This window comes from Embleya sp. NBC_00896, assembly GCF_045207785.1.
In the GTDB taxonomy this organism is placed as follows: Bacteria; Actinomycetota; Actinomycetes; order Streptomycetales; family Streptomycetaceae; genus Embleya.
On record NZ_CP108776.1, the window covers coordinates 1,959,568 to 1,980,407 of the forward strand.

Sequence of the window (20,840 nt, forward strand, 5' to 3'; positions counted from 1 at the left end):
GTGAACGACGGCAGTCGGATCGGCGCCACGCACGGCCGACCAGCGCGATCGGGGCCCGGGTCGACACGACCCGGGCCCCGATACGCGGCCGGGGAAGCCGCTTCACCGCAGTCGGCTGTGCCGCTGCCCGTAGAAGAAGTAGACGCCGAAGCCGGCCACCATCCACACCGCGAACCGGATCCAGGTCTCGCTGCTGAGGTTGATCATCAGCCACAGCGTGGCGAACATCGACAGGATCGGCAGCCACGGCACGAACGGCACCCGGAACGCGCGCGGCAGGTCCGGCCGGGTCCGCCGCAGGATCAACACGCTCGCCGCGACCACCAGGAACGCGAACAACGTGCCGATGTTGACCATCACGTCGATCTCGTGGATCGGGGTGAAGCCGGCGATCGTGGCCACCACCACGGCGATCAGCAGCGTGCTGACGTGCGGCGTGCCGTACTTGGGGTGCACCTTCGCGAACAGCGGCGGCAGCAGCCCGTCGCGGCTCATCGCGAAGAACACCCGGCTCTGGCCCATCATCAGGATCATGCACACGGTGGTCAGTCCGGCGACCGCGCCGATGCTGATGATCGTCGCGATCCAGCCCTTGCCGACCGATCGGAACGCCTCCGCCAATGGCGCGGACGACGACAGTATGTCGTAGCGCTGCATGCCGACGACGACGAGCGCTACCGCGACGTAGAGGATCGTGCAGATCAGGAGCGAGCCGAGGATCCCGATCGGCATGTCGCGCTGCGGCTTCCTGGTCTCCTCGGCGGCGGTGGCGACCACGTCGAACCCGATGTACGCGAAGAACACCAGCGCGGCACCGGAGAAGATCCCCATCACGCCGTAGATCTGCGGTTCGAACCCGAACAGGGTCTGCACCAGCGGCGCCTTCAGGTCGCCGCCGCCGGAGGCCGGCGGCTGCGAGTCGGGCACGAACGGCGTGTAGTTGCCGGTATTGATGAAGAACAGGCCCGCGAAGATCACCAGGAGCACGATCGCGAGCTTGATCGTGACCATCACCATGTTGAACCGCGCCGAGAGCTTGATCCCGAACACCAGGACCGCCGCGACCCCGAGCACGAGCAGCAGGGCGGGCAGGTTGACCACCCCTCCGTCGCCCGGCGCGGCGGTGATCGACTCGGGCAGTTCGATGTCGGCCTGCGAAAGCAGCGAGGTCAGATAGCCCGACCAGCCGATCGAGACCACCCCGACGCCGAGGGCGAGTTCCAGGATCAGGTCCCACCCGATGATCCAGGCGGGCAGCTCGCCGAGGGTCGTGTAGGAGAACGTGTACGCCGAACCCGCCACCGGGACCGTGGACGCGAACTCCGCGTAGCACAGCGCGGCGAGCCCGCAGACGATCCCGGCCAGCACGAACGACAGCGCGACGGCGGGTCCCGCGTAGTCCTTCGCGGCGGTGCCGGTGAGGACGAAGATGCCGGTTCCGACGACGACGCCGACCCCGAAGACCATCAGGTCGAGCGCGGTCAACTCGCGGCGGAGACCGTGTCCTTCGGAAACATCGGTGTCCTGGATGGACTGCTCGATGTTCTTGGTACGAAACAACGCGTTGGCCATGGCAGCACCTCCTGGTGGCGGAGACCCTTGCCATGATCGGGGCTTTCAGTCCTGTTTGTGGGGGACCCGCCCCCGGCGCGTCAGGGTGATCTTCGAACTCGTCGGCGACGCGAGTCGACGGGGAGAGTCGGCGGGGAGGGCCGGGCCCGGCGAGGGGCCGGCACAAATCCCGGTCCGCACACGGAAACGGTCCCGGGTTCGTGGGGCGGGAACCGCGAGGTTCCTCCGCCGCACGAACCCGAGACCGTCCCGGCAAACGCCCCGGTCAGGCGGGCGTCTGGTGCTGCTCGGTGTCGCTGTCGGCCGTCTTGGACGCGATCTCCTCGACCACCTGGCGCGAGATGTCCTGCGCGTTCAGCCCGATCCGGGCGAGGATGTCGGCGCGCTCCGCGTGGTCCAGGAACTCCTGCGGAATGCCGAAGTCGCGCAGCGGTACGTCCACCCGCGCGTCCCGCAACGACTGCGCGATCGCCGAACCGACACCGCCGGCGCGGCCGTTGTCCTCGATCGTCACGACCAGCTTGTGCCGGGCGGCGAGCGGCGCGAGCGCGGTCGGGACCGGCTTGACCCAACGCGGGTCGACCACGGTCGCGACGATGCCCTGGTCGGCGAGCCGGTCGGCGACCTCGATGCCGACCTCGGCCATCTGCCCCACCGTCACGATCAGCACGTCGCCGTGCTCACCGCCGCCGTTGCGCTCGGGGCCGGTACGGCGCAGCACGTCCATCCCGTCGATCTTGCCGATCGCCTCGATCTCGGGACCCACCGCGCCCTTGCCGAACCGCACCACGGTCGGCGCGTCGTCGACGTCCATCGCCTCGCGCACCTGCGCGCGCACCTGCGCCGCGTCGCGCGGCGCGGCGAGCCGCAGGCCCGGAACGACCTGGAGGATCGACATGTCCCACATGCCGTTGTGGCTCGCACCGTCGGGACCGGTCACGCCGGACCGGTCGAGCACGAACGTGACCCCGCACTTGTGCAGCGCGACGTCCATCAGGACCTGGTCGAACGCGCGGTTGAGGAACGTGGCGTAGACCGCGACCACCGGGTGCAGACCGCCGGTGGCGAGCCCCGCCGCCGAGGTCACCGCGTGCTGCTCGGCGATCCCGACGTCGAACACCCGGTCGGGGTGCTTCGCGGCGAACTTGTGCAGCCCGACCGGGATCAGCATCGCGGCGGTGATGCCCACGACGTCCTCGCGCTCGTCGGCGATCGCGACCATCTCGTCGGCGAACACCGACGTCCACGACGCGCCGGACTTCTTCACCGGCAGGCCGGTCTCGGAGTTGATCACCCCGACCGAATGGAACTGGTCGGCCGCGTCGTTGACCGCGTGCGCGTAGCCCTTGCCCTTCTGGGTGATGCAGTGCACGATCACCGGCCCGCCGAAGCCGCGGGCCCGGCGCAGCGCCGTCTCCACCGCCTCGACGTCGTGGCCGTCGATCGGGCCGACGTACTTCAGGCCGAGGTCCTCGAACAAGCCCTGCGGCGCGACCGCGTCCTTGAGGCCCTTCTTGGCGCCGTGCAGCATGTCGTAGACCGGGCCGCCGACGACCGGCGTGCGGCCGAGGACGCCCTTGCCCCACTCCAGGAACCGCTCGTAGCCGCGGGTGGTGCGCAGCGTCGCGAGGTGGTCGGCGAGGCCGCCCTGGGTGGGACCGTAGGAGCGCTCGTTGTCGTTGACGACGATGATCACCGGGCGGTCCTTGGCGGCCGCGATGTTGTTGAGCGCCTCCCAGGCCATGCCACCGGTCAGCGCGCCGTCGCCGATCACCGCGACCACGTGCCGGTCGGTCTGCCCGCGCACCTGGTACGCCTTGGCGAGACCGTCGGCCCACGACAGCACCGTCGAGGCGTGCGAGTTCTCGATCACGTCGTGCTCGGACTCGGCCCGGCTCGGGTAGCCGGACAGGCCGCCGGCCTGGCGCAGCCGCGCGAACTCGTCCTTGCGGCCGGTCAGGATCTTGTGGACGTAGCTCTGGTGTCCGGTGTCGAAGAGGATCTTGTCGCGCGGGGACTCGAACACCCGGTGCATGGCGACCGTCAGTTCGACCACACCGAGATTGGGGCCCAGGTGCCCACCGGTCTTGGAGACGGACTCCACCAGGAAGGTGCGGATCTCGTCCGAGAGCTGCGCGAGCTGCTCCGGCGAGAGGGCCTTGAGATCACGGGGTCCTCGAACGCTGTCCAGCAGGGCCACCCGTTCCTCCTTCGTCGGATCCGTCACCGCCCCGCGGACCTGCGTGCGGGAGAGGCGTTCATCGAGTCTAGACGTGGTCGTGCCGCCGGATGGTTCGCATCGCGGCACCCGAGCCCGTCATCCGTGACGATCCGGTCACGAAGAGGCGCCGGCGACCTGCGTCTCGGGGGTGCGTTCGACCGCGAAGGGCGTCATCTCGCTCATCACCATCGCCATCGCGCCGAGCACCTCGGCGCGCTCGCCGAGCGACCCGGTCACCACCGACAACCGGCGCGACGCGCTGGGGATGGCGTAGCGGCCGACCGACTCGACGATCGGCGCGATCAGCAGGTCGCCGGCGCCCGCGAGGTCTCCGCCGAGGATGATCCGCTGCGGATTGAGCAGGTTCGTCAGGCTCGCCACGCCGACCCCGACGTGCCGTCCGGCGTCCGCGACCACGCGCCGGCAGCCGGCGTCGCCGGCCTTGGCGAGTTCGATCATCCGCTGGATGGTCAGGTCGGTGCCGTGGCTGCCGCGCAGCAGGTCCAGGAGGTAGGAGGCGTTGGTGAAGGTCTCCAGGCAGCCGCGGTTGCCGCAGCGGCAGACCGGTCCGGACTCGTCCAGCGTGATGTGACCTATCTCGCCCGCCGTGCCGCCGGGGCCGCGGTAGAGCCGGCCGCCGATCACCAGGCCCGCGCCGACGCCGCCGGAGACCTTGAGGTAGGCCATCTCGGTACAACCCAGGCCCGCGCCCCAGACGAGTTCGCCGAGCGCGCCGAGGTTGGCGTCGTTGTCGACCAGGACCGGCAGGCCCAGTCGGTCCTGCATCTCCTGTTGCGGGTGGCAGCCCACCCAGCCCGGCAGGATCGTGGTCGAGCCGAGCGCGCCGGTGTCGATGTCGATCGGGCCGGGCACGCCGAGGCCGACGCCGGTGACCTCGCCGCGGACCGCGTCGGCGCGCTCCAGGAGGACGCCGAGCAGGCGGTCGGCGAGCGCGAAGCCCTCGTCCGCGGAGGCGTCGACGTCGATCGGGACGTGTTCCTCGGCCAGCACGCGGTGCGCGAAGTCGCCGATCGCGACGCGCAGGTGTCGATGACCGAAGTCGATGCCGACGACGACGCCGGAGGCCCGGCTGAGCGAGACGTTGCGGGCCCGCCTGCCGCCGGAGGACGTGGGGGTCACCTCGACCATGTCGAGGGCCTTCAACTCCCGTACGATGTTCGACACCGTGGCGGCGGAGAGCCCCGTGCTCCTGGCGATCTCGGCCTGGGTGAGCGCTCCGGCCATGCGGACCGCGTGCAGCACTCGATCGAGGTTGGCCCGATGCAGCGAGGACTGGGACCCGGACGAGTGCGGTCCCGGCGACTGGGCCTCCCGGAAGTGGGCCCCCGTCGTGCCGTCGGACATCTGCGATCCCCTCGCCCCGGTGTATCTGGCGCACTTCTTGTGTGCAAGTCCTGAACTCTATTGCGCCGTTCGCTCACGCAGAAGAGTCAAACCTGAACGCAAGCGTCACGATCGGGCCTCTATTCGCCCTTCCGTACGCACGGGATGCATGGAACGTTACAAACACCCCTTTCGCCCCCACCCCGAGCGGCTTGCGCGCCTCGGAGCGACACCCTCGCCGCCGCCGAAGTCGCGCGCGTCACACCGGCGGTCGTCCGCGTCGCGCCGGTGGTCGTCCACGTCGCACCGAGGTCGCGCATGTCACAGGCGGGGCTCCCAGCGCTCGCCCCCCAGCGCCTCCTCGACGAGTCGAACGGCGCGCTCGGTGGCCGCCGCGCGCGAGCCCTCGTACTCGTACATCCGCAGCGCCGCCTCCAACGCGTGCACCGGCACCGCCTCCTTGAGATCCACCCGCGCCGTGCCGTAGCCGTGGCGGGCGGCGGCGAGCGCGGCCTCGACGTGCTGGCGCGCCATCCGGGCCAGCAGGAGGGGGTACCTGCGCAGCACCTCGTGGCTTCGATAGCCGGGCGGGCACAGGTCGTACAGCCAGGCGACGGCCGTGGGCTCCCAGCCCGGTGCACCGGGTGGCCGAACGCCCCGCGGCCAGCCCGGCGGCGCGATCCCGTCCTTCCCGCGCGGCCCGGGTTCGGCCGTCTTCCCCGGCCTCCCACGCGTGAAGCGGCCCGGCTGCTCCCATGCCGGGGTGTCTCGCTCGCCATTGCCGTACATATGTTCGATTATGCGCGGTGGTTGGCTTGAAATGCACTATGGATCATGGAGGGGGGCGCCCCGCTCCTTCGTTCGAGTCCTGCTCGGGCGCCGCCCGACCCCGCTCGACCCTTGCCCGGCCCCGCCCGGCGCCGTGTTCGATCCCGTTCGACCCCTGTTCGATTTTTTCTGGAGGATCCGTGAATCAGGCTGCCCACCCCGGCGACGAGGCCGCGTTCGCCCACATACCGGTGGTCGGTGTGTGGCGGAACGGCTTCCTCGAGTCGGTGCACCACGGCACGGCCGTGCTGACGGGCGCCGACGGCTCGGTGGTCGAGGGGCACGGCGCGGTGGACGCGGCGATGTTCCCGCGTTCGGCCAACAAGCCGTTCCAGGGCCTCGCCATGCTGCGCAACGGGCTCGATCTGGACGGTGAACTGCTCGCCCTCGCGTGCGCGAGCCACTCGGGCGAGGCATTCCACCTCGACGGGACCCGGCGGATCCTGGCGCGGGCGGGCCTGTCCGAGAGCGCGCTGCGCTGCGTACCGGACCTGCCGCTCGGCGCGGCGCAGCGAGACGCGTGGCTGGCGGCGGGCAACGGGCCCGAGCGGATCGCGATGAACTGCTCGGGCAAGCACGCCGCGATGCTGCTCACGTGCGTGCACAACGGCTGGTCGATTGAGGACTACCTCGCCCCGGACCACCCGCTGCAGAAGGCCGTCCGCCGGGCGGTCGAGGACGTCGCCGGCGAACCGGTCGCGGCCGCCGGCGTCGACGGGTGCGGCGCGCCGCTGTTCGCGATCTCGCTCGCGGGCCTGGCGCGGTCGTACGGCCGCTTCGCGGGCGCGGCCGCGGGGACCCCCGAACGGCGGATCGCGGACGCGATGCGCGCGCACCCGGAATGGGTCGCAGGCACCGGTCGCGACGTGACGAACCTGATGCGGGCGGTACCGGGCCTGCTCGCGAAGGACGGCGCGGAGGCGGTGTTCGCGGTGGGCCTGGCGGACGGACGGGGCGCCGCGATCAAGATCGCGGACGGCGGCGTGCGGGCCGGGGTGGTCGCGATGGCGGCACTGCTGTGGCGCATGGGCGCGGACGAGCAGGCGCTGGCCCCGTTCGCGCAGGCGCCGGTGTACGGCGCCGGCGAGGTCGTCGGCGCGATCCGCGCGTTCCCTCTTTTGGGTGAACCGGCGGTCTAGCCCTGTCGCCCGCATGGGGCGGGCGCAAAACTGACGCTGCGGCCGGTTGGGAAACCAACCGGCCGCGCCAACGCCCGACAGCGGGGCGATCGGGCTCGGCCCCGGACCGGACGAACACCGGGCCGGGCCCCCGAAGGGACCCGACCCGGTGCCGTGGTGCGGTTGTGCCGTGCGGCTGCCCGGTGCGGCGGTCAGCCCTTGTTCACGAGCGAACGCAGCACGTACTGCATGATGCCGCCGTTGCGGTAGTAGTCCGCCTCGCCGGGGGTGTCGATGCGCACGACTGCGTCGAACTCGACGCCGGTGTCCGTGGTGACCTTGACGGTCTTGGGGGTGCGGCCCTCGTTCAGCGCGGTGATGCCCTCGAACGCGAAGGTCTCCTCGCCGGTGAGGCCCAGCGTCGCAGCCGTGTGGCCGGCCGGGAACTGCAGCGGGATGACGCCCATGCCGATCAGGTTCGAGCGGTGGATGCGCTCGTACGACTCGGCGATCACGGCCCGCACGCCCAGCAACGACGTGCCCTTGGCCGCCCAGTCGCGGGACGAGCCCGAGCCGTACTCCTTGCCCGCCAGGACGACCAGCGGGATGCCGGCGGCCTGGTAGTTCACCGACGCGTCGTAGATCGTCGCGACCGGGGCGTCGGCCCGCGTGAAGTCACGCGTGAAGCCGCCCTCGGTGCCCGGCGCGATCTGGTTGCGCAGGCGGATGTTCGCGAACGTGCCGCGGATCATCACCTCGTGGTTGCCGCGGCGCGAGCCGTACGAGTTGAAGTCCTTGCGCTCGACGCCGTTCTCGGCGAGGTACTTGCCCGCCGGGCTGTCGCCCTTGATCGAACCGGCCGGCGAGATGTGGTCCGTGGTGACCGAGTCGCCGAGCTTGGCGAGCACCCGCGCGCCGGCGATGTCCACGACCGGGGTCGGCTCCATCTTCATGCCGTCGAAGTACGGGGGCTTGCGCACGTAGGTCGACTGCGGGTCCCACTCGAACGTGGCGCCGGTGGGGATCTCGAGCGACTGCCAGCGCGAGTCGCCCGCGAAGACGTCCGCGTAGCGGTCGATGAACATGTCCTGGTCGATCGCGGAGGCCACCACGTCGGCGATCTCCTCGTCGGTCGGCCAGATGTCCGCGAGGTAGACCGGCTTGCCCTCGGGGTCCAGGCCCAGCGGCTCGGTGGTGATGTCGATGTCCATCGAACCCGCGAGCGCGTACGCGATGACCAGCGGCGGCGAGGCCAGGTAGTTCATCTTGACGTCGGGGTTGATCCGACCCTCGAAGTTGCGGTTGCCCGAGAGCACCGACACGACCGCGAGGTCGGCGTCGTTGACCGCCTTGGAGACCTCCTCCGGCAGCGGGCCGGAGTTGCCGATGCAGGTCACGCACCCGTAGCCGACGAGCGCGAAGCCGACCTTGTCCAGGTACGGGGTCAGGCCGGCCTTCTCGTAGTAGTCGCTGACGACCTTGGACCCGGGGGCCAGCGTCGTCTTGACCCACGGCTTGCGGGTGAGGCCCTTCTCGACGGCCTTCTTCGCGAGCAGCGCGGCGCCGATCATGACCGACGGGTTCGAGGTGTTCGTGCACGAGGTGATCGAGGCGATCACGACCGCGCCGTGGTCGATCTCGTACTCGACGCCGTCGTCGCCGACGACCTTGGTCGGCTTGTGCGCGCGACCGTTGGACGGGGTGGGCGCGTCCGAGGCCGGGAAGGACTCGATGCCGCTCTCGTCGCCGTTGTTCTCGGTGACGTAGTCCGAGAGCACGTCCCGGAAGCGGTTCTTGGCCTCGGCCAGCACGACGCGGTCCTGCGGGCGCTTGGGACCGGAGATGGAGGGGACGACGGTGGAGACGTCGAGCTCGATGTACTCCGAGTACTCCGGCTCGTGGCTCGGGTCGTGCCACAGGCCCTGGGCCTTGGCGTAGGCCTCGACCAGCGCGAGCTGCTGCTCGTCGCGGCCGGTCAGCCGCAGGTAGGTGATCGTCTCGGCGTCGATCGGGAAGATCGCGCAGGTCGAGCCGAACTCGGGCGACATGTTGCCGATGGTGGCGCGGTTGGCGAGCGGCACGGAGCCGACGCCGTCGCCGTAGAACTCGACGAACTTGCCGACCACACCGTGCTTGCGCAGCATGTCGGTGATCGTCAGCACGACGTCCGTGGCGGTGACGCCCGGCTGCGCCTTGCCGGAGAGCTTGAAGCCGACCACGCGCGGGATCAGCATGCTGACCGGCTGGCCGAGCATCGCGGCCTCGGCCTCGATGCCGCCGACGCCCCAGCCGAGCACGCCCAAGCCGTTGACCATCGTGGTGTGCGAGTCGGTGCCGACGCAGGTGTCGGGGTACGCCTGGCCGTTGCGGACCATGATCGTGCGGGCCAGGTGCTCGATGTTGACCTGGTGCACGATGCCGGTGCCCGGCGGTACGACCTTGAACTCGTCGAACGCGGTCTGGCCCCAGCGCAGGAACTGGTAGCGCTCCTTGTTGCGGCCGTACTCGATGTCCGTGTTGATCTCGAACGCGTCGGGACGGTTGAACACGTCGGCGATGACCGAGTGGTCGATGACCATCTCGGCGGGCGCGAGCGGGTTGATCCGGGAGGCGTCGCCGCCGAGGGCCTTGACGGCCTCGCGCATCGTGGCGAGGTCCACGACACACGGCACGCCGGTGAAGTCCTGCATGATCACGCGCGCCGGCGTGAACTGGATCTCTTCGCTCGGCTCGGCCTTCGCGTCCCAGCCGCCCAGGGCACGGATGTGGTCGGCGGTGATGTTCGCACCGTCCTCCGTGCGGAGCAGGTTCTCCAGCAGGACCTTCAGGCTGTAGGGGAGGCGCTTGCTGCCCTCCACCTTGTCCAGCCGGAAGATTTCGTACGACTCGTCACCCACGTTCAGGGTGGAGCGAGCGTCGAAGCTGTTCGCGGACACGACGGTCTCCCTTGATCTTGTGCGTTTCTCCCGCATCCTGCCGACACCCACTCGACGTACGCCAAGCAAGGTGACCCTAAGCAGGGGATGCCGGGGTCTGCGCCCCGCAGGTATCTTGATGTCAAGACAAGTCTAGTCTAGGCCCCGACTCATCCGTGCGGGTACCCGCCACACGCACACCAACCCTTCCGCGGCGGATTCCTGCGCGCGATCTTCCCCACGCGCGTGCGCACGCCCCTAACATGCGGGACAGCGAGTCCTGTACGGCACACGACGCGGGCACATCGGGTGGGTGCGACGAGGGGGATGACGCCATGAAGCGGATCCGGATCGGCGTTCTGGGCGCGGCTCGCATCGCGCCCGCCGCACTGGTCAAGCCGGCGCGGCTGCTCCCGGAGGTACAGGTCGCCGCCGCCGCCGCGCGCGACCCCGCCCGCGCCGACACGTTCGCGCGCCGCCAGGGCATCCCACGCGTGCACGCGTCCTACGACGCGCTGATCGCGGACCCGGAACTGGACGCGGTGTACATCCCGCTGCCCAACGGGCTGCACGCGCACTGGACGATCCGGGCCCTGGAGGCCGGCAAGCACGTGCTGTGCGAGAAGCCGATGGCCGCCAACGAGGCCGAGGCGCAGGAGATCGCGGACGCCGCCAAGCGCACCGGCCTGGTCGCGATGGAGGCGTTCCACTACCGCTATCACCCACTCGCCAAGCGGATGCGCGAGATCCTGGACGACGGCGAGCTCGGCGAGATCCGGCGGATCACGACGGCGATGTGCTTCCCGCTGCCGCTCCTGGGCGACATCCGCTACCGGTACGACCTCGCGGGCGGCGCGCTGATGGACGGCGGGTGCTACGCCGTGCACGTGATGCGGCTGCTCGCGGGCGACGACGGGGCGGACCCGATCGAGGTGCTCGACGCCAAGGCGCTGACCGTGCCCGCGGACCGGCGGATCGACCGCGCGATCTCGGCGCGGCTGCGGCTGCCGGGCGGCGCGACGGGCGTCGTGCACGCGTCGATGCTGTCGCGGCGCGTGCTCGACATCGGCGCGCACGTGGTGGGCACGCGGGGCGAGATGCGGGTGCGGAACTACGTGATGCCGCACCTGCCGCACCGGTTCACGGTCGACGTCGGCGGGCGCAAGCGGCGCGAGCACCTGGGCCAGGCCGCGCGGACGCCGACGTACCGCTTGCAGTTGCAGGCGTTCGCGGACGCTATCCGGTCGGGCGAGCCGCCGCTGACGCCGGCGTCGGACGCGGTGCCGACGCTGCGCGTCATGGACTCCATCTACCGGGCGGCCGGGCTGCCGCTGCGCGGCGGGACCCCGGCCGCGCGGTGAACGCGCGGCTCGGGGCCGCCCCGGGCCCGGGCCGGGTCCGCCACCGGATCACCGCATGATGTAGTGGAGGATCACGTCATGGACGTGCCGACCCTTGTCGTCGCTGCGGAACTCGACGCTGTAGGTGTGCGTGCCGACGTGGATCGCTATTTCACTCGAACTCAGGTACGAGCCGGTGAACGACTTGTTCGAGACCATGCTGACGCTGCTGATCTTCGAGTACGGCACGCTGGTGATCGCGATCTTCTTGCCGACGAAGGAGTTGTCCTGCAGGATCGCGCGGCGATCCGTCAGGCCGATGAAGCCCGTGCCGACACCCTTGGCGTCGTAGACCGCGATGATCGTTTCGCCCGGCAGCAGACCGCTCTGGATCTTGTCCAACTGCTCGCGCTTGTCGAAGACGACGTTCCCCGCCCCGCTCATCCTGTACTCCTCCTCGGTTGACCTGCGACCGCCAGCCTACGGCCGCTCGCTCAGCACCATCGGCTCGTCGCGTGGAAGTCGCTCAGGGTTTGCTCGTACGGCGTAAGGTCCAGGCCCTGTCCCGCCAACCACTCGTCCGAGTAGTAGGAGTGCGCGTAGCGCTCGCCGCCGTCGCACAACAGGGTCACCACCGAGCCGGTGCGACCCGCGGCGCGCATCTCGGCGACCAGGCGCAGGGCGCCCCACAGGTTGGTGCCGGTCGAGCCGCCGGCCTTGTGGCCGGTGCGGCGGTGCAGCTCGCGCATGGCCGCGACCGACGCGGCGTCGGGCACCTTGATCATCCGGTCGACGATGTTCGGGATGAAGCTGGCCTCGACGCGCGGGCGGCCGATGCCCTCGATCCGCGACGAGCACGCCTCGGTGTGGGACGGGTCGTGCGTGCGCCATCCGTCGAAGAACGCCGAGTTCTCCGGGTCGACGACGCAGATCTTGGAGTGGTGGCGGCGGTAGCGGACGTAGCGGCCCATGGTCGCGCTGGTGCCGCCGGTGCCGGCGCCGACCACGATCCACTCGGGGATGGGGTGCCGCTCCTCGGACATCTGCTCGAACACCGACTCGGCGATGTTGTTGTTGCCCCGCCAGTCGGTCGCGCGCTCGGCGTACGTGAACTGGTCCATGAAGTGGCCGCCGGACTCGGCCGCGAGCGCGCGCGAGACGTCGTACACCGTGGAGGCGTCGTCGACGAGGTGACATCGGCCGCCGTGGAACTCGATCAGCTCGATCTTCTCGGGGCTGGTCGTGCGGGGCATGACCGCGACGAAGGGCAGGCCGATCTGGTTGGCGAAGTACGCCTCGGAGACCGCCGTGGAGCCCGAGGACGCCTCGATCACGGTGGTGCCCTCCTCGATCCACCCGTTGCACAGGGCGTACAGGAAGAGCGAGCGGGCGAGGCGGTGCTTGAGCGAGCCGGTGGGGTGGGTCGACTCGTCCTTGAGGTAGAGGTCGATGCCCCAATCCGCGGGCAGCGGGTAGACGAGCAGGTGGGTGTCGGCGGAGCGGTTCGCGTCGGCGCTCACCTTGCGGATGGCCTCGTCCACCCACGACCGGGTCTTCGTGCTGAAGCGGTCCACATCGTTGACATCCGGCGTCACGTCGACTCCCCTGGCTCGTTCGGCCCCCCGCGTTCCGGGTTCCGGTCCGCAGGGGCTGCGGGATCGATGGTGTTCGATCGCGGCCCAGGCTACGGGCCGACTCGCGGCCCTCCCGGACAACCCCTCCAATGGCCCATGAGCTGCGGTTTCGTATTGTCTGCGAGTTGTTCGCGAGAACGTGTGACGTGCCGGGGGGTCCGTCGCGTCAATGGGGTGGGTACGCGCGAGGGCGCGTAGGGACGAGGAGGGCCTATGGCGGGCTTCGACGCTGAGCCGGCCGATTTCCTGGAGTTCGCCAACGCGTGCAGCGGTCGGCTGTTCCGGACGGCCTGGCTGCTGTGTGGCGATTGGCATCTCGCCGAGGACCTCGTGCAGACGACGCTGGGCAAGTTGTACCGGGCCTGGAAGCGGGTGAGTCGGGCGGACAGCCCGGAGGCGTACGCGCGCACCGTGTTGACGCGTACCTACCTGTCCCACCGGCGCCGGCTGAGCAGCACCGAGCAGCCCTATGCCGACCTGCCCGAGGGCTCGGGCCCCGAGGACGACCAGGCCTTGCGGCTGACGCTCCTCAAGAGCCTGGCCGAACTGCCGGCGAAGGACCGCGCGGTGTTGGTGCTCCGGTATTGGGAGGACCTCAGCGTGGAACAGACGGCGCGGCAGATGGGTGTGTCCGAAGGGGCCGTGCGCAGCAGGTCCATGCGGGCCCTGGAGAAGTTGCGGAGCGTGCTCGGGAGCGAGACGGGATGGCTCTCCGCCGCATGAGGCGTCACTGAGTACACCGCCGGCACGGCCGTACGGCTGGTGAGCAGTACGACCTGTGGTCACACGGATGTCGAGGAGACAGTAGGTCTATGGGGTCTGACGAGAATGAGCTGGCGGCCGCGCTGCGGGCGTCGGCGTCGGGGTTGGTCCCCCCGGCGGGGTTGGTGACGGGCGGTATCGCTCGGGGCCGACGAATGAAACTGGTACGCCGAGTCCAGGTGGGCGTCTCGGCCGCGGCTGTGGTCGCCGTGGCGAGCACGGCCCTGTTCACGATCGCGAGCGGGCAGGAGAACGGCGGGAAGGTGGCGGGCCCGGCAAGCACGTCGGCCGAGGTCTCCCCGCTTCCGCCCACCGCGACGCCCAAGGCACGGCCGACGCTCCCCGTGCCGCCCGGGCTGGAGCCCGCGAAGCCGCCGCTGCTGTTGAAGACGCTCCTGCAGCGGATGCCCCAGGGTCCGATGCGGTACTCGTACACCGGCGCGGACCACACCAACAGGTACGACGGTCAGCTGTACAGCGTGGGCTCGTCGGTCTCGATGATCCTCGAGGACTCGCAGGGGCCCACGTTGATCTCGGTGTCGGTGGAACAAACCGCCGAGGGTCCGGGCAACTTCGTGTGCCCGTCGACCGAAGGCACCCTCGCCGAGTGCTGGGACGACAAGTTGCCCGACGGAACGCGAGTGCTGCTGAACAAGAACTGGGTGTACCCCGCCGCGCCGGACACCGAGGCGAACCGCGCCGACGACAAGCCCGGCCCCTCGGGTCGAGGACCCAAGCAGTGGTCCGCGCGAGCGCTGCGCCCCGACGGCACCGTGGTCTTCATCGACGAGATCGCCTCGCGCGAGGAGAAGGGGCAACCCGGCCGGGACACGCCGATACTGGAGATCGCGTGGCTGCGCGAGCTCGCGCTCGACCCCGCCTGGCGAGTGTGGGTGAACACCGAGGACAACATGAAGGCCCAGCAGGAGGCACCCGGGTTCAGCTACCAGGCCGCCGCGCCCGACAAGGCCGCCGACCCCGACAAGCACGGCTCGGCCTCGCCCAGCACGAGCACGAGCACGAGCCCGTGGCCGCGGGTTCCGACGACGAGGACGCCGGTCGAGATCCCGCCGGGGCCGGGCGACGTGCCATCGTCCCGGGGCAGCGGCTCGGGATCGTAGCGACGGCGACAATCCCCGGCGCCTGTTCGGGCATGACTCACCGTCGGCCGGGCAGGCGCCTGATGTCGAGCCCCCGGGCGCCTCTGACTCCCCCCTCACGCTCCGGGGGCTCGATGTCGTCCGCGTCCGCCCGTCTGGAATCCTGGCACGGGGTCCTGCCGGCCCCCGGATCTTGAGGGAGGCGGTCGCGATGGCCGAGGGCATAGGGATCGGTCTGGGCGGCGTGGGCTTCGAGGGCGGCTACGCGGCCTACGGTCCGGCGGATCCGGAAGAGCGCGCGCAGCACATCCTGAAGGTCTTCGAGCGGGCCTTCGGCGCGCTGATCGACGGCGACCCGGCGGCCTTCCGGGTGAAGTTCCGCAAGATGGCTGCCTCGGCGTTCGCGTTCTACCGGGGCACGGCGTGCCTGTTCTACGCCGACCTGGACGAGCACGAGGACCCCTTCCTGGACGAACGCACATCGCGTGTGTGGATCCACGGCGACCTGCACGCGGAGAACTTCGGCACGTACATGAACGCGGACGGCAAGCTCGTGTTCAACGTCAACGACTTCGACGAGGCCTATGTCGGGCCGTGGACCTGGGACGTCAAGCGGTTCGCGGCCAGCCTCGCGCTGATCGGGCATGGCAAGGCGCTCAGCGACGACGCGATCGCGGCGCTGGTGACGCGCTACGGCGCGGCCTACCTGGACCAGTTGCGGCTGCTCACCGACAAGACCACGCCGCAGGAGGCCGCGCTGACGCTGACGACCACCGACGGCCCGTTGCTCGACGTGCTCCAGCGGGCGCGCCTGCAGACCCGGATCGGGCTCCTGGAGACGCAGACCGCGGTGGTCGACCACGAGCGCCGGTTCGCGATGTCGGGCGGCGCGTTCGAGCTGCCGGACGACGTCAAGGCGACGGTCCTGGAGGCGTTCGGGCGCTACCTGGAGACGCTTCCCCCCGCGACCCGGCAGCGCCCGGACACCTACGAAGTCAAGGACGTTGTGGGGCGGCGCGGAGTGGGCATCGGCAGCGCCGGCCTGCCGTCGTACAACCTGCTCATCGAGGGGAACACGGAGGCGCTGGAGAACGACGTGATCCTGTACATGAAGCAGGGCCAGACGCCGTCGGTGAGCCACCACGTCACCGACCCCGAGGTGCGGTCGTACTTCGAGCACGAGGGCCACCGCACGGTCATCTCGCAGCGCGCCCTGCAGGCGCACGCGGACCCGTGGCTGGGCTACACCGACATCCAGGGGGTCGGGCAGCTCGTGGCCGAGGTCTCCCCGTACGCGAACGACCTGGACTGGTCGGACCTGAACGAGGAGGACACGATCGCCGAGGTCGTGGACTACCTCGGCCGGGCCACCGCGACGATGCACGCGGTCGCGGACGAGGAGAGCGGCCACACGCTCGTGCCGTTCTCGACCGAGGACGCGATCCGCGAGGCGATCGAGCGCGACGAGGCGGGCTTCACGGCCTCGCTCGTCGACTTCGCGCACGCCTACGGCGCGCGGGCCCGTGCCGACCACGCGATCTTCGTGGACCTCTTCCGCAACGGGCTGATCCGGGGGCTGTAGGGCCGCCCCGCGGCGCCGGCGGGCGTTCGACCCTGATGTCGGATTCCCGCCGGCCCCGGCCGTGCGATCGAGTGACACTGGTCGATGTGATGGACGACGAGCAGTGCTACCGAGCGTGCAGCAGCAGGGACAGTCGATTCGACGGCTGGTTCTACATGGGTGTCACGAGCACCGACATCTACTGCCGGCCGAGTTGCCCCGCGGTCAAGCCGAAGCGCGAGAACGCCCGGTTCTACCCGTCGGCGGCAGCCGCGCAGGCGGCCGGGTTCCGGGCTTGCAAGCGCTGCCGTCCGGACACCTCGCCGGGCTCGCCGGAGTGGGACGTCCGCGCCGACGTGGTCGGTCGGGCGATGCGCCTGATCGCGGACGGCGTCGTGGACCGTGAGGGCGTCGGCGGCCTGGCGGGCCGGCTCGGCTACAGCGACCGGCAGTTGAACCGGCTGCTGATGGCCGAGGTCGGCGCGGGGCCGCTCGCACTCGCCCGGGCCCGCCGGGCGCAGACGGCCAGGGTGCTCCTCGAGACGTCGGACCTGCAGATCGCGCAGGTCGCGTTCGCGGCCGGGTTCGCCAGCGTGCGACAGTTCAACGACACCGTGCGCGAGGTGTTCGGCCGCACGCCGTCGGAGGTGCGCGGACGGTCCGGCGCGCGCGGCGTCGAACCGGGCGAGATCCGGTTGCGCCTGCCCTACCGCGAGCCGATCGCGCTTCGGCACGCGCTGGACTTTCTGGGCCTGCGCGCGGTGCCGGGCGTCGAGGAGTACGTGGACGGCGTGTATCGCAGGGTGTTGTCGCTGCCGCACGGCTCCGGCGTGGTCGAGCTCTCGCCCGGCCCGTCGTGGGTGTGGTGCAGGCTCGTCCTCGCCGACCTGCGCGACCTGGGCGCCGCGGTGCAGCGCTGCCGTCGACTGCTGGACCTGGACGCGGATCCGCTCGCGGTCGACGAGGCCCTGGGCCGCGGCGGGCATGGCAACGGCGGACTCGGCGCGCTGGTGCGGGCCCTGCCCGGACTGCGCTCGCCGGGTCACGTGGACCCCGACGAACTCGCCGTGCGGGCCGTGCTCGGCCAGCAGGTCTCGGTCGCCGGCGCGCGCACCGTCGCGGGCCGACTGACCGCGCTGTACGGCAAACCGCTGGCCGCCCCGCAAGGCACCCTCACTCACGCCTTCCCGACTGCGGCCGCGCTGGCGGGCGCGGATCCGGCCGATCTGCCGATGCCGATGGCGCGCAAGAAGGCGCTGTTCGGGCTCACCGGAGCGCTCGCGTCGGGGGCGGTCCGGCTCGACCCGGGCGTGGACCGCCCGGCCGCGGAGGCCGCGCTGTTGGCCCTTCCGGGCATCGGTCCCTGGACGGCGTCGTACATTCGGTTGCGGGCACTCGGCGATCCGGACGTGTTCCTGCCGACCGATCTGGGTGTCAAGCACGCGCTCGCGCGACTGGACGTGCCCGTCTCGGACGCGCAGTCGTGGTCCCCGTGGCGCTCGTACGCGTTGCACCACCTGTGGGCGAGCCTGTCCGCAGCACCCACCGTCTCGGCGAAGGAAGTCGCATGAACCAGGACGCCCTGTTCGAGGCCGTCGAGGCGCCCGAACCGAACGTGCCGCCGATGGCCTTCAATGCTCCCCTCGCGGGTCCGCCCCGGTACACGGTCGCCGATTCCCCGGTCGGCGAGCTGCTGTTCATCGGCGACGGCGAGTCGCTCACCGCGCTCTACATGGCCGCGACCCCGGGCGCCGACTGGGTACCCGACCCCGGCGCGTTCACCGAGGCGCAGGCGCAGCTGCGCGCTTACTTCGCCGGCGAACTGCGCGAGTTCGACCTGCCGTTGGCGCCGACGGGCACGGCCTTCCAGCTCAAGGTCTGGTCGGCTCTGACCACGATCCCGTACGGGCGCACCATGTCCTACGGCGCGCTTGCCACGAAGTTCCTCGGCCAACCCACGGCGTCGCGTGCGGTCGGGCTCGCCAACGGCCGCAACCCGATCAGCATCGTGATCCCCTGCCACCGGGTGATCGGCGCGGACGGCACGCTGACCGGCTACGCGGGCGGGCTGCCGCGCAAGCAGCGCCTGCTGGCGCTGGAGAAGGTCCGCGTCACCGGATAGTCCCGCGGCGGCCGTGCGCCTCACGCCTGGAACGCGCGCCGTACGAGCGCCGCCACCCGCCCGCGCCGCAACGTGTCGTGCCAGGTGAAGCGCAGCACGAGCGCGCCCTCCAAAGCGAGTTCGTTGGCCCGCGCCCGATCCCGGAACAGCGCGTCGGGCCGCGAGTGCGCATCCGCACCGTCCGCCTCGGCGAACACCGGCCGCAATCCGGTCAGCCAGGCGAGATCCACGCGCGCCCGCCCGCCGCCGGGCAACGCGACCTCGTGCTGCAGCGCGTCCGGCGCGACCCCGCCTCGGACGCAGTCGAGCCGCACCCGCGACTCCAGCGGGCTCTCGGACCGCGCGTCCGCGATCGCGAGCAGCGGCCGCACCCGCCCGGCCCCGGGTCGACCCGCCACCGCCCGCTCCACCGCCACGAGTTCCTCGGCCCCGACCAATCCCAGGTGCAATGCCGAGTCGAGCACCGCGAGCCCCTCCTCGGCCGGCAGCCGCGGCACGAGGTCGGCGAGCGTACGCACGGGCGTCGTCACGGGGAAGCCGTCCACCGTCACGATCTCGTCGCTCCGCAACCGCTGCCGATGCGCGACGATCCCCGGTCCACCACGACGCGAGGCGGTGTCGGGCGTCGCGACGTGCACACACTCCACGCGCGGCACGCCACGCATCCCGTGCACGTGCGCCGCACTGTGCAGCACAGCCACGGCCCGCTCCCCATAGGCCGCGAGCCCGGCGCGCAACAGCCCGCGCGGCGAGAGCGCACATCGATCGGCATCGACGAGCCCCACTCCCCGCGCGAGTTCGCGCACCCGCCCATCGCGCACGAGCGTGCGCCACACCCGCCCGGAGACCCCGGCCGCCGCCGCCCGCTCCCGCGTCACCACTCCGTCGTTCTGCCATGCCAACCCCCGCAAGACTCGTACCGCCTGATCCATTCCCGGATCCTGCTCCGCCCTCGGGAGACGTGGTGCGGACGCATCGGCCCTGTGGACAACTCGGCGTCTGTGGACAACCCGGGGCGCTTTGCCCGCCTCTCGGATGCTCTTCAGCCGTCGATCACGTTCGCGATCGGCGCGAGCCGCCGGTCGACCGACCCCACGGGGACCGAGTCGATGACCCACACCAAGGGCGACACGGTCCCGCGGAACAACCGCACGGGGCAAGCCGAATGGTGGACGCGCGGCGAGACGCCGGGCACGACCGGGCAGTGGGGCAGCGTATGGGAGGACCAGGGCGCCCGCCGGCTCGATCGCCCTCGCGGGCGCACGACGGGCCGGGACCGCGCGCACGCGGTCCCGGCCCACCGCCGCCCGTCGCGTTGGCGTGGCGGCTCCGGCAGGTGCGGGCGAGCGCGGCCGGTCGGCCGCGTGCTCACCGCCGTCGGGCGCTGCCGGAAAGGGGCCGGGCCTACTCGAAGTCGCTCGCGGGGGCGTTCGGAACGTCGCGCGCCGCGTTCCGGTCCGCCGGCGGCCGGGCCGGGTCGATCCTCGGGTCGATCCGCACGATGGTCACGTCCCCGTCCTCGAGCACGCCCGCCCGGCGCCGTGCGGCGACCCAACGGGCCAGCTCCGGTGGGCTGCCCGCGGCCGGCTCGCGCAATTCGTCCCATGGGCGGCCGCCGACGAGCGCGGTACGCAGGAACCACGCGCCCGCGGTGTCGTTGGCGAGGTAGAGCAGATCGCGGTCGGTCCACGTACCCCGCGCGCAGCGCACCCGGCGGGCGACGGCGGTCGGGTCCGCGCCGTTGCTGGTCGCGATGTCGGTCCGCCGGGACGTGGGGAACACCCGCCACAACCGGTCCCCGCGGACCTGGAAGAGGTAGGCGTCGCCGAGCACAGCCGCCGCCCACTGGCCCCGCCCGGACAGCCACGGGTGCGGCGCCAGGTGCGCGGCGAGGACCGCGGACGCGTGCGCGCCCCGCTCCAACTTGCGCAACTCGTACGGCTGTACCGGCATCCCGCGCCGGTCCCGCTCGACCAGGTAGCGCTTCGTCAGGTCCGGCCACCGGTCCGCCGCGCGGGCGAGGACCTCGGCGAATCCCGCGCCGCCGCACAGGAGCGGCGTGGGCGCCCCGCCGCACGCGCGGACCAGGAGCTCGGCCCAGCGGCGCGCGAGCAGGCTCTCCGCGGCGCCGTCCGCGAGCGCGACCCGCAACGCGCCCGGCCGATCCACCCGGGCCCGCCGGCACGCGGGCCCGGCCGGGGGCAGGAAACCGCGCCCCGCCCCGTCGCCGACCCACACCGCGTCCTCGTACTCGAGGGGTTCGCCTTCGTGCCGGTGCAGCGCCAGGACCGTGACGTTCGCGCGCACCGTGCCGTCTCCTCTG

The 20,840-nt window shown here is 71.3% G+C and carries 16 protein-coding genes; 7 read left to right on the top strand and 9 right to left on the bottom strand.

What is annotated here, in order from left to right:
• Window positions 1–102: 102 nt before the first annotated feature.
• From OG928_RS08800 to OG928_RS08815, 4 genes are all read right to left on the bottom strand, one after another.
• Window positions 103–1,572, bottom strand: a complete 1,470-nt coding sequence (locus OG928_RS08800; protein WP_406281268.1) for an amino acid permease — start codon at window positions 1,570–1,572, stop codon at window positions 103–105.
• A gap of 265 nt (window positions 1,573–1,837) precedes the next feature.
• Window positions 1,838–3,772, bottom strand: coding sequence for a 1-deoxy-D-xylulose-5-phosphate synthase (dxs, locus tag OG928_RS08805; protein WP_406281270.1), 1,935 nt, complete (start codon window positions 3,770–3,772; stop codon window positions 1,838–1,840).
• A 135-nt stretch (window positions 3,773–3,907) separates the two neighbouring features.
• Window positions 3,908–5,038: an ROK family transcriptional regulator gene (locus OG928_RS08810; protein ID WP_406290861.1), complete on the bottom strand. Its 1,131-nt coding sequence runs from the start codon at window positions 5,036–5,038 to the stop codon at window positions 3,908–3,910.
• 420 nt (window positions 5,039–5,458) lie between these two features.
• A complete protein-coding gene (locus OG928_RS08815) occupies window positions 5,459–5,926 on the bottom strand; it encodes a hypothetical protein (protein WP_406281272.1) in 468 nt (155 codons plus the stop codon).
• Window positions 5,927–6,105: 179 nt separating this feature from the next.
• On the opposite strand from OG928_RS08815, the gene OG928_RS08820 reads away from it, so the two are divergent.
• The gene (locus OG928_RS08820; protein ID WP_406281274.1) at window positions 6,106–7,104 is read left to right on the top strand and encodes an asparaginase; all 999 of its coding nucleotides are present in this window, start codon (window positions 6,106–6,108) and stop codon (window positions 7,102–7,104) included.
• Between the two features lie 191 nt (window positions 7,105–7,295).
• Here OG928_RS08820 and acnA read toward each other — a convergent pair whose 3' ends face one another.
• Entirely contained in the window at window positions 7,296–10,019 is a 2,724-nt protein-coding gene (gene acnA, locus OG928_RS08825) for an aconitate hydratase AcnA (RefSeq protein WP_406281276.1), read from the bottom strand.
• 314 nt (window positions 10,020–10,333) lie between these two features.
• On the opposite strand from acnA, the gene OG928_RS08830 reads away from it, so the two are divergent.
• Window positions 10,334–11,359, top strand: coding sequence for a Gfo/Idh/MocA family protein (locus tag OG928_RS08830; RefSeq protein WP_406281278.1), 1,026 nt, complete (start codon window positions 10,334–10,336; stop codon window positions 11,357–11,359).
• A 48-nt stretch (window positions 11,360–11,407) separates the two neighbouring features.
• On the opposite strand, the gene OG928_RS08835 is transcribed toward OG928_RS08830, so the two are convergent.
• Both OG928_RS08835 and OG928_RS08840 read right to left on the bottom strand, forming a co-directional pair.
• Window positions 11,408–11,782 (bottom strand): PH domain-containing protein, encoded by a 375-nt coding sequence (locus OG928_RS08835; RefSeq protein WP_406281280.1) that lies wholly within the window; start codon window positions 11,780–11,782, stop codon window positions 11,408–11,410.
• 50 nt (window positions 11,783–11,832) lie between these two features.
• Window positions 11,833–12,933 carry a PLP-dependent cysteine synthase family protein gene (locus OG928_RS08840; RefSeq protein ID WP_406281282.1) on the bottom strand — a complete coding sequence of 367 codons (1,101 nt, stop codon included), beginning with the start codon at window positions 12,931–12,933 and terminating at the stop codon, window positions 11,833–11,835.
• Between the two features lie 252 nt (window positions 12,934–13,185).
• Between OG928_RS08840 and OG928_RS08845 the strand changes: the two genes are divergently transcribed.
• From OG928_RS08845 to OG928_RS08865, 5 genes are all read left to right on the top strand, one after another.
• A complete protein-coding gene (locus tag OG928_RS08845; protein ID WP_406281284.1) occupies window positions 13,186–13,695 on the top strand; it encodes a SigE family RNA polymerase sigma factor in 510 nt (169 codons plus the stop codon).
• 194 nt (window positions 13,696–13,889) lie between these two features.
• Window positions 13,890–14,855, top strand: coding sequence for a hypothetical protein (locus OG928_RS08850; RefSeq protein WP_406281287.1), 966 nt, complete (start codon window positions 13,890–13,892; stop codon window positions 14,853–14,855).
• Window positions 14,856–15,045: 190 nt separating this feature from the next.
• Entirely contained in the window at window positions 15,046–16,416 is a 1,371-nt protein-coding gene (locus OG928_RS08855) for a DUF2252 domain-containing protein (RefSeq protein ID WP_406281290.1), read from the top strand.
• An 89-nt stretch (window positions 16,417–16,505) separates the two neighbouring features.
• The gene (locus OG928_RS08860; RefSeq protein WP_406281292.1) at window positions 16,506–17,966 is read left to right on the top strand and encodes an AlkA N-terminal domain-containing protein; all 1,461 of its coding nucleotides are present in this window, start codon (window positions 16,506–16,508) and stop codon (window positions 17,964–17,966) included.
• A 53-nt stretch (window positions 17,967–18,019) separates the two neighbouring features.
• Window positions 18,020–18,517, top strand: a complete 498-nt coding sequence (locus tag OG928_RS08865) for a methylated-DNA--[protein]-cysteine S-methyltransferase (protein ID WP_406290863.1) — start codon at window positions 18,020–18,022, stop codon at window positions 18,515–18,517.
• A gap of 20 nt (window positions 18,518–18,537) precedes the next feature.
• Here OG928_RS08865 and OG928_RS08870 read toward each other — a convergent pair whose 3' ends face one another.
• Window positions 18,538–19,449, bottom strand: a complete 912-nt coding sequence (locus OG928_RS08870; RefSeq protein ID WP_406281294.1) for a hypothetical protein — start codon at window positions 19,447–19,449, stop codon at window positions 18,538–18,540.
• A 472-nt stretch (window positions 19,450–19,921) separates the two neighbouring features.
• Window positions 19,922–20,824, bottom strand: a complete 903-nt coding sequence (locus OG928_RS08875; protein ID WP_406281296.1) for a hypothetical protein — start codon at window positions 20,822–20,824, stop codon at window positions 19,922–19,924.
• Window positions 20,825–20,840: the final 16 nt, after the last annotated feature.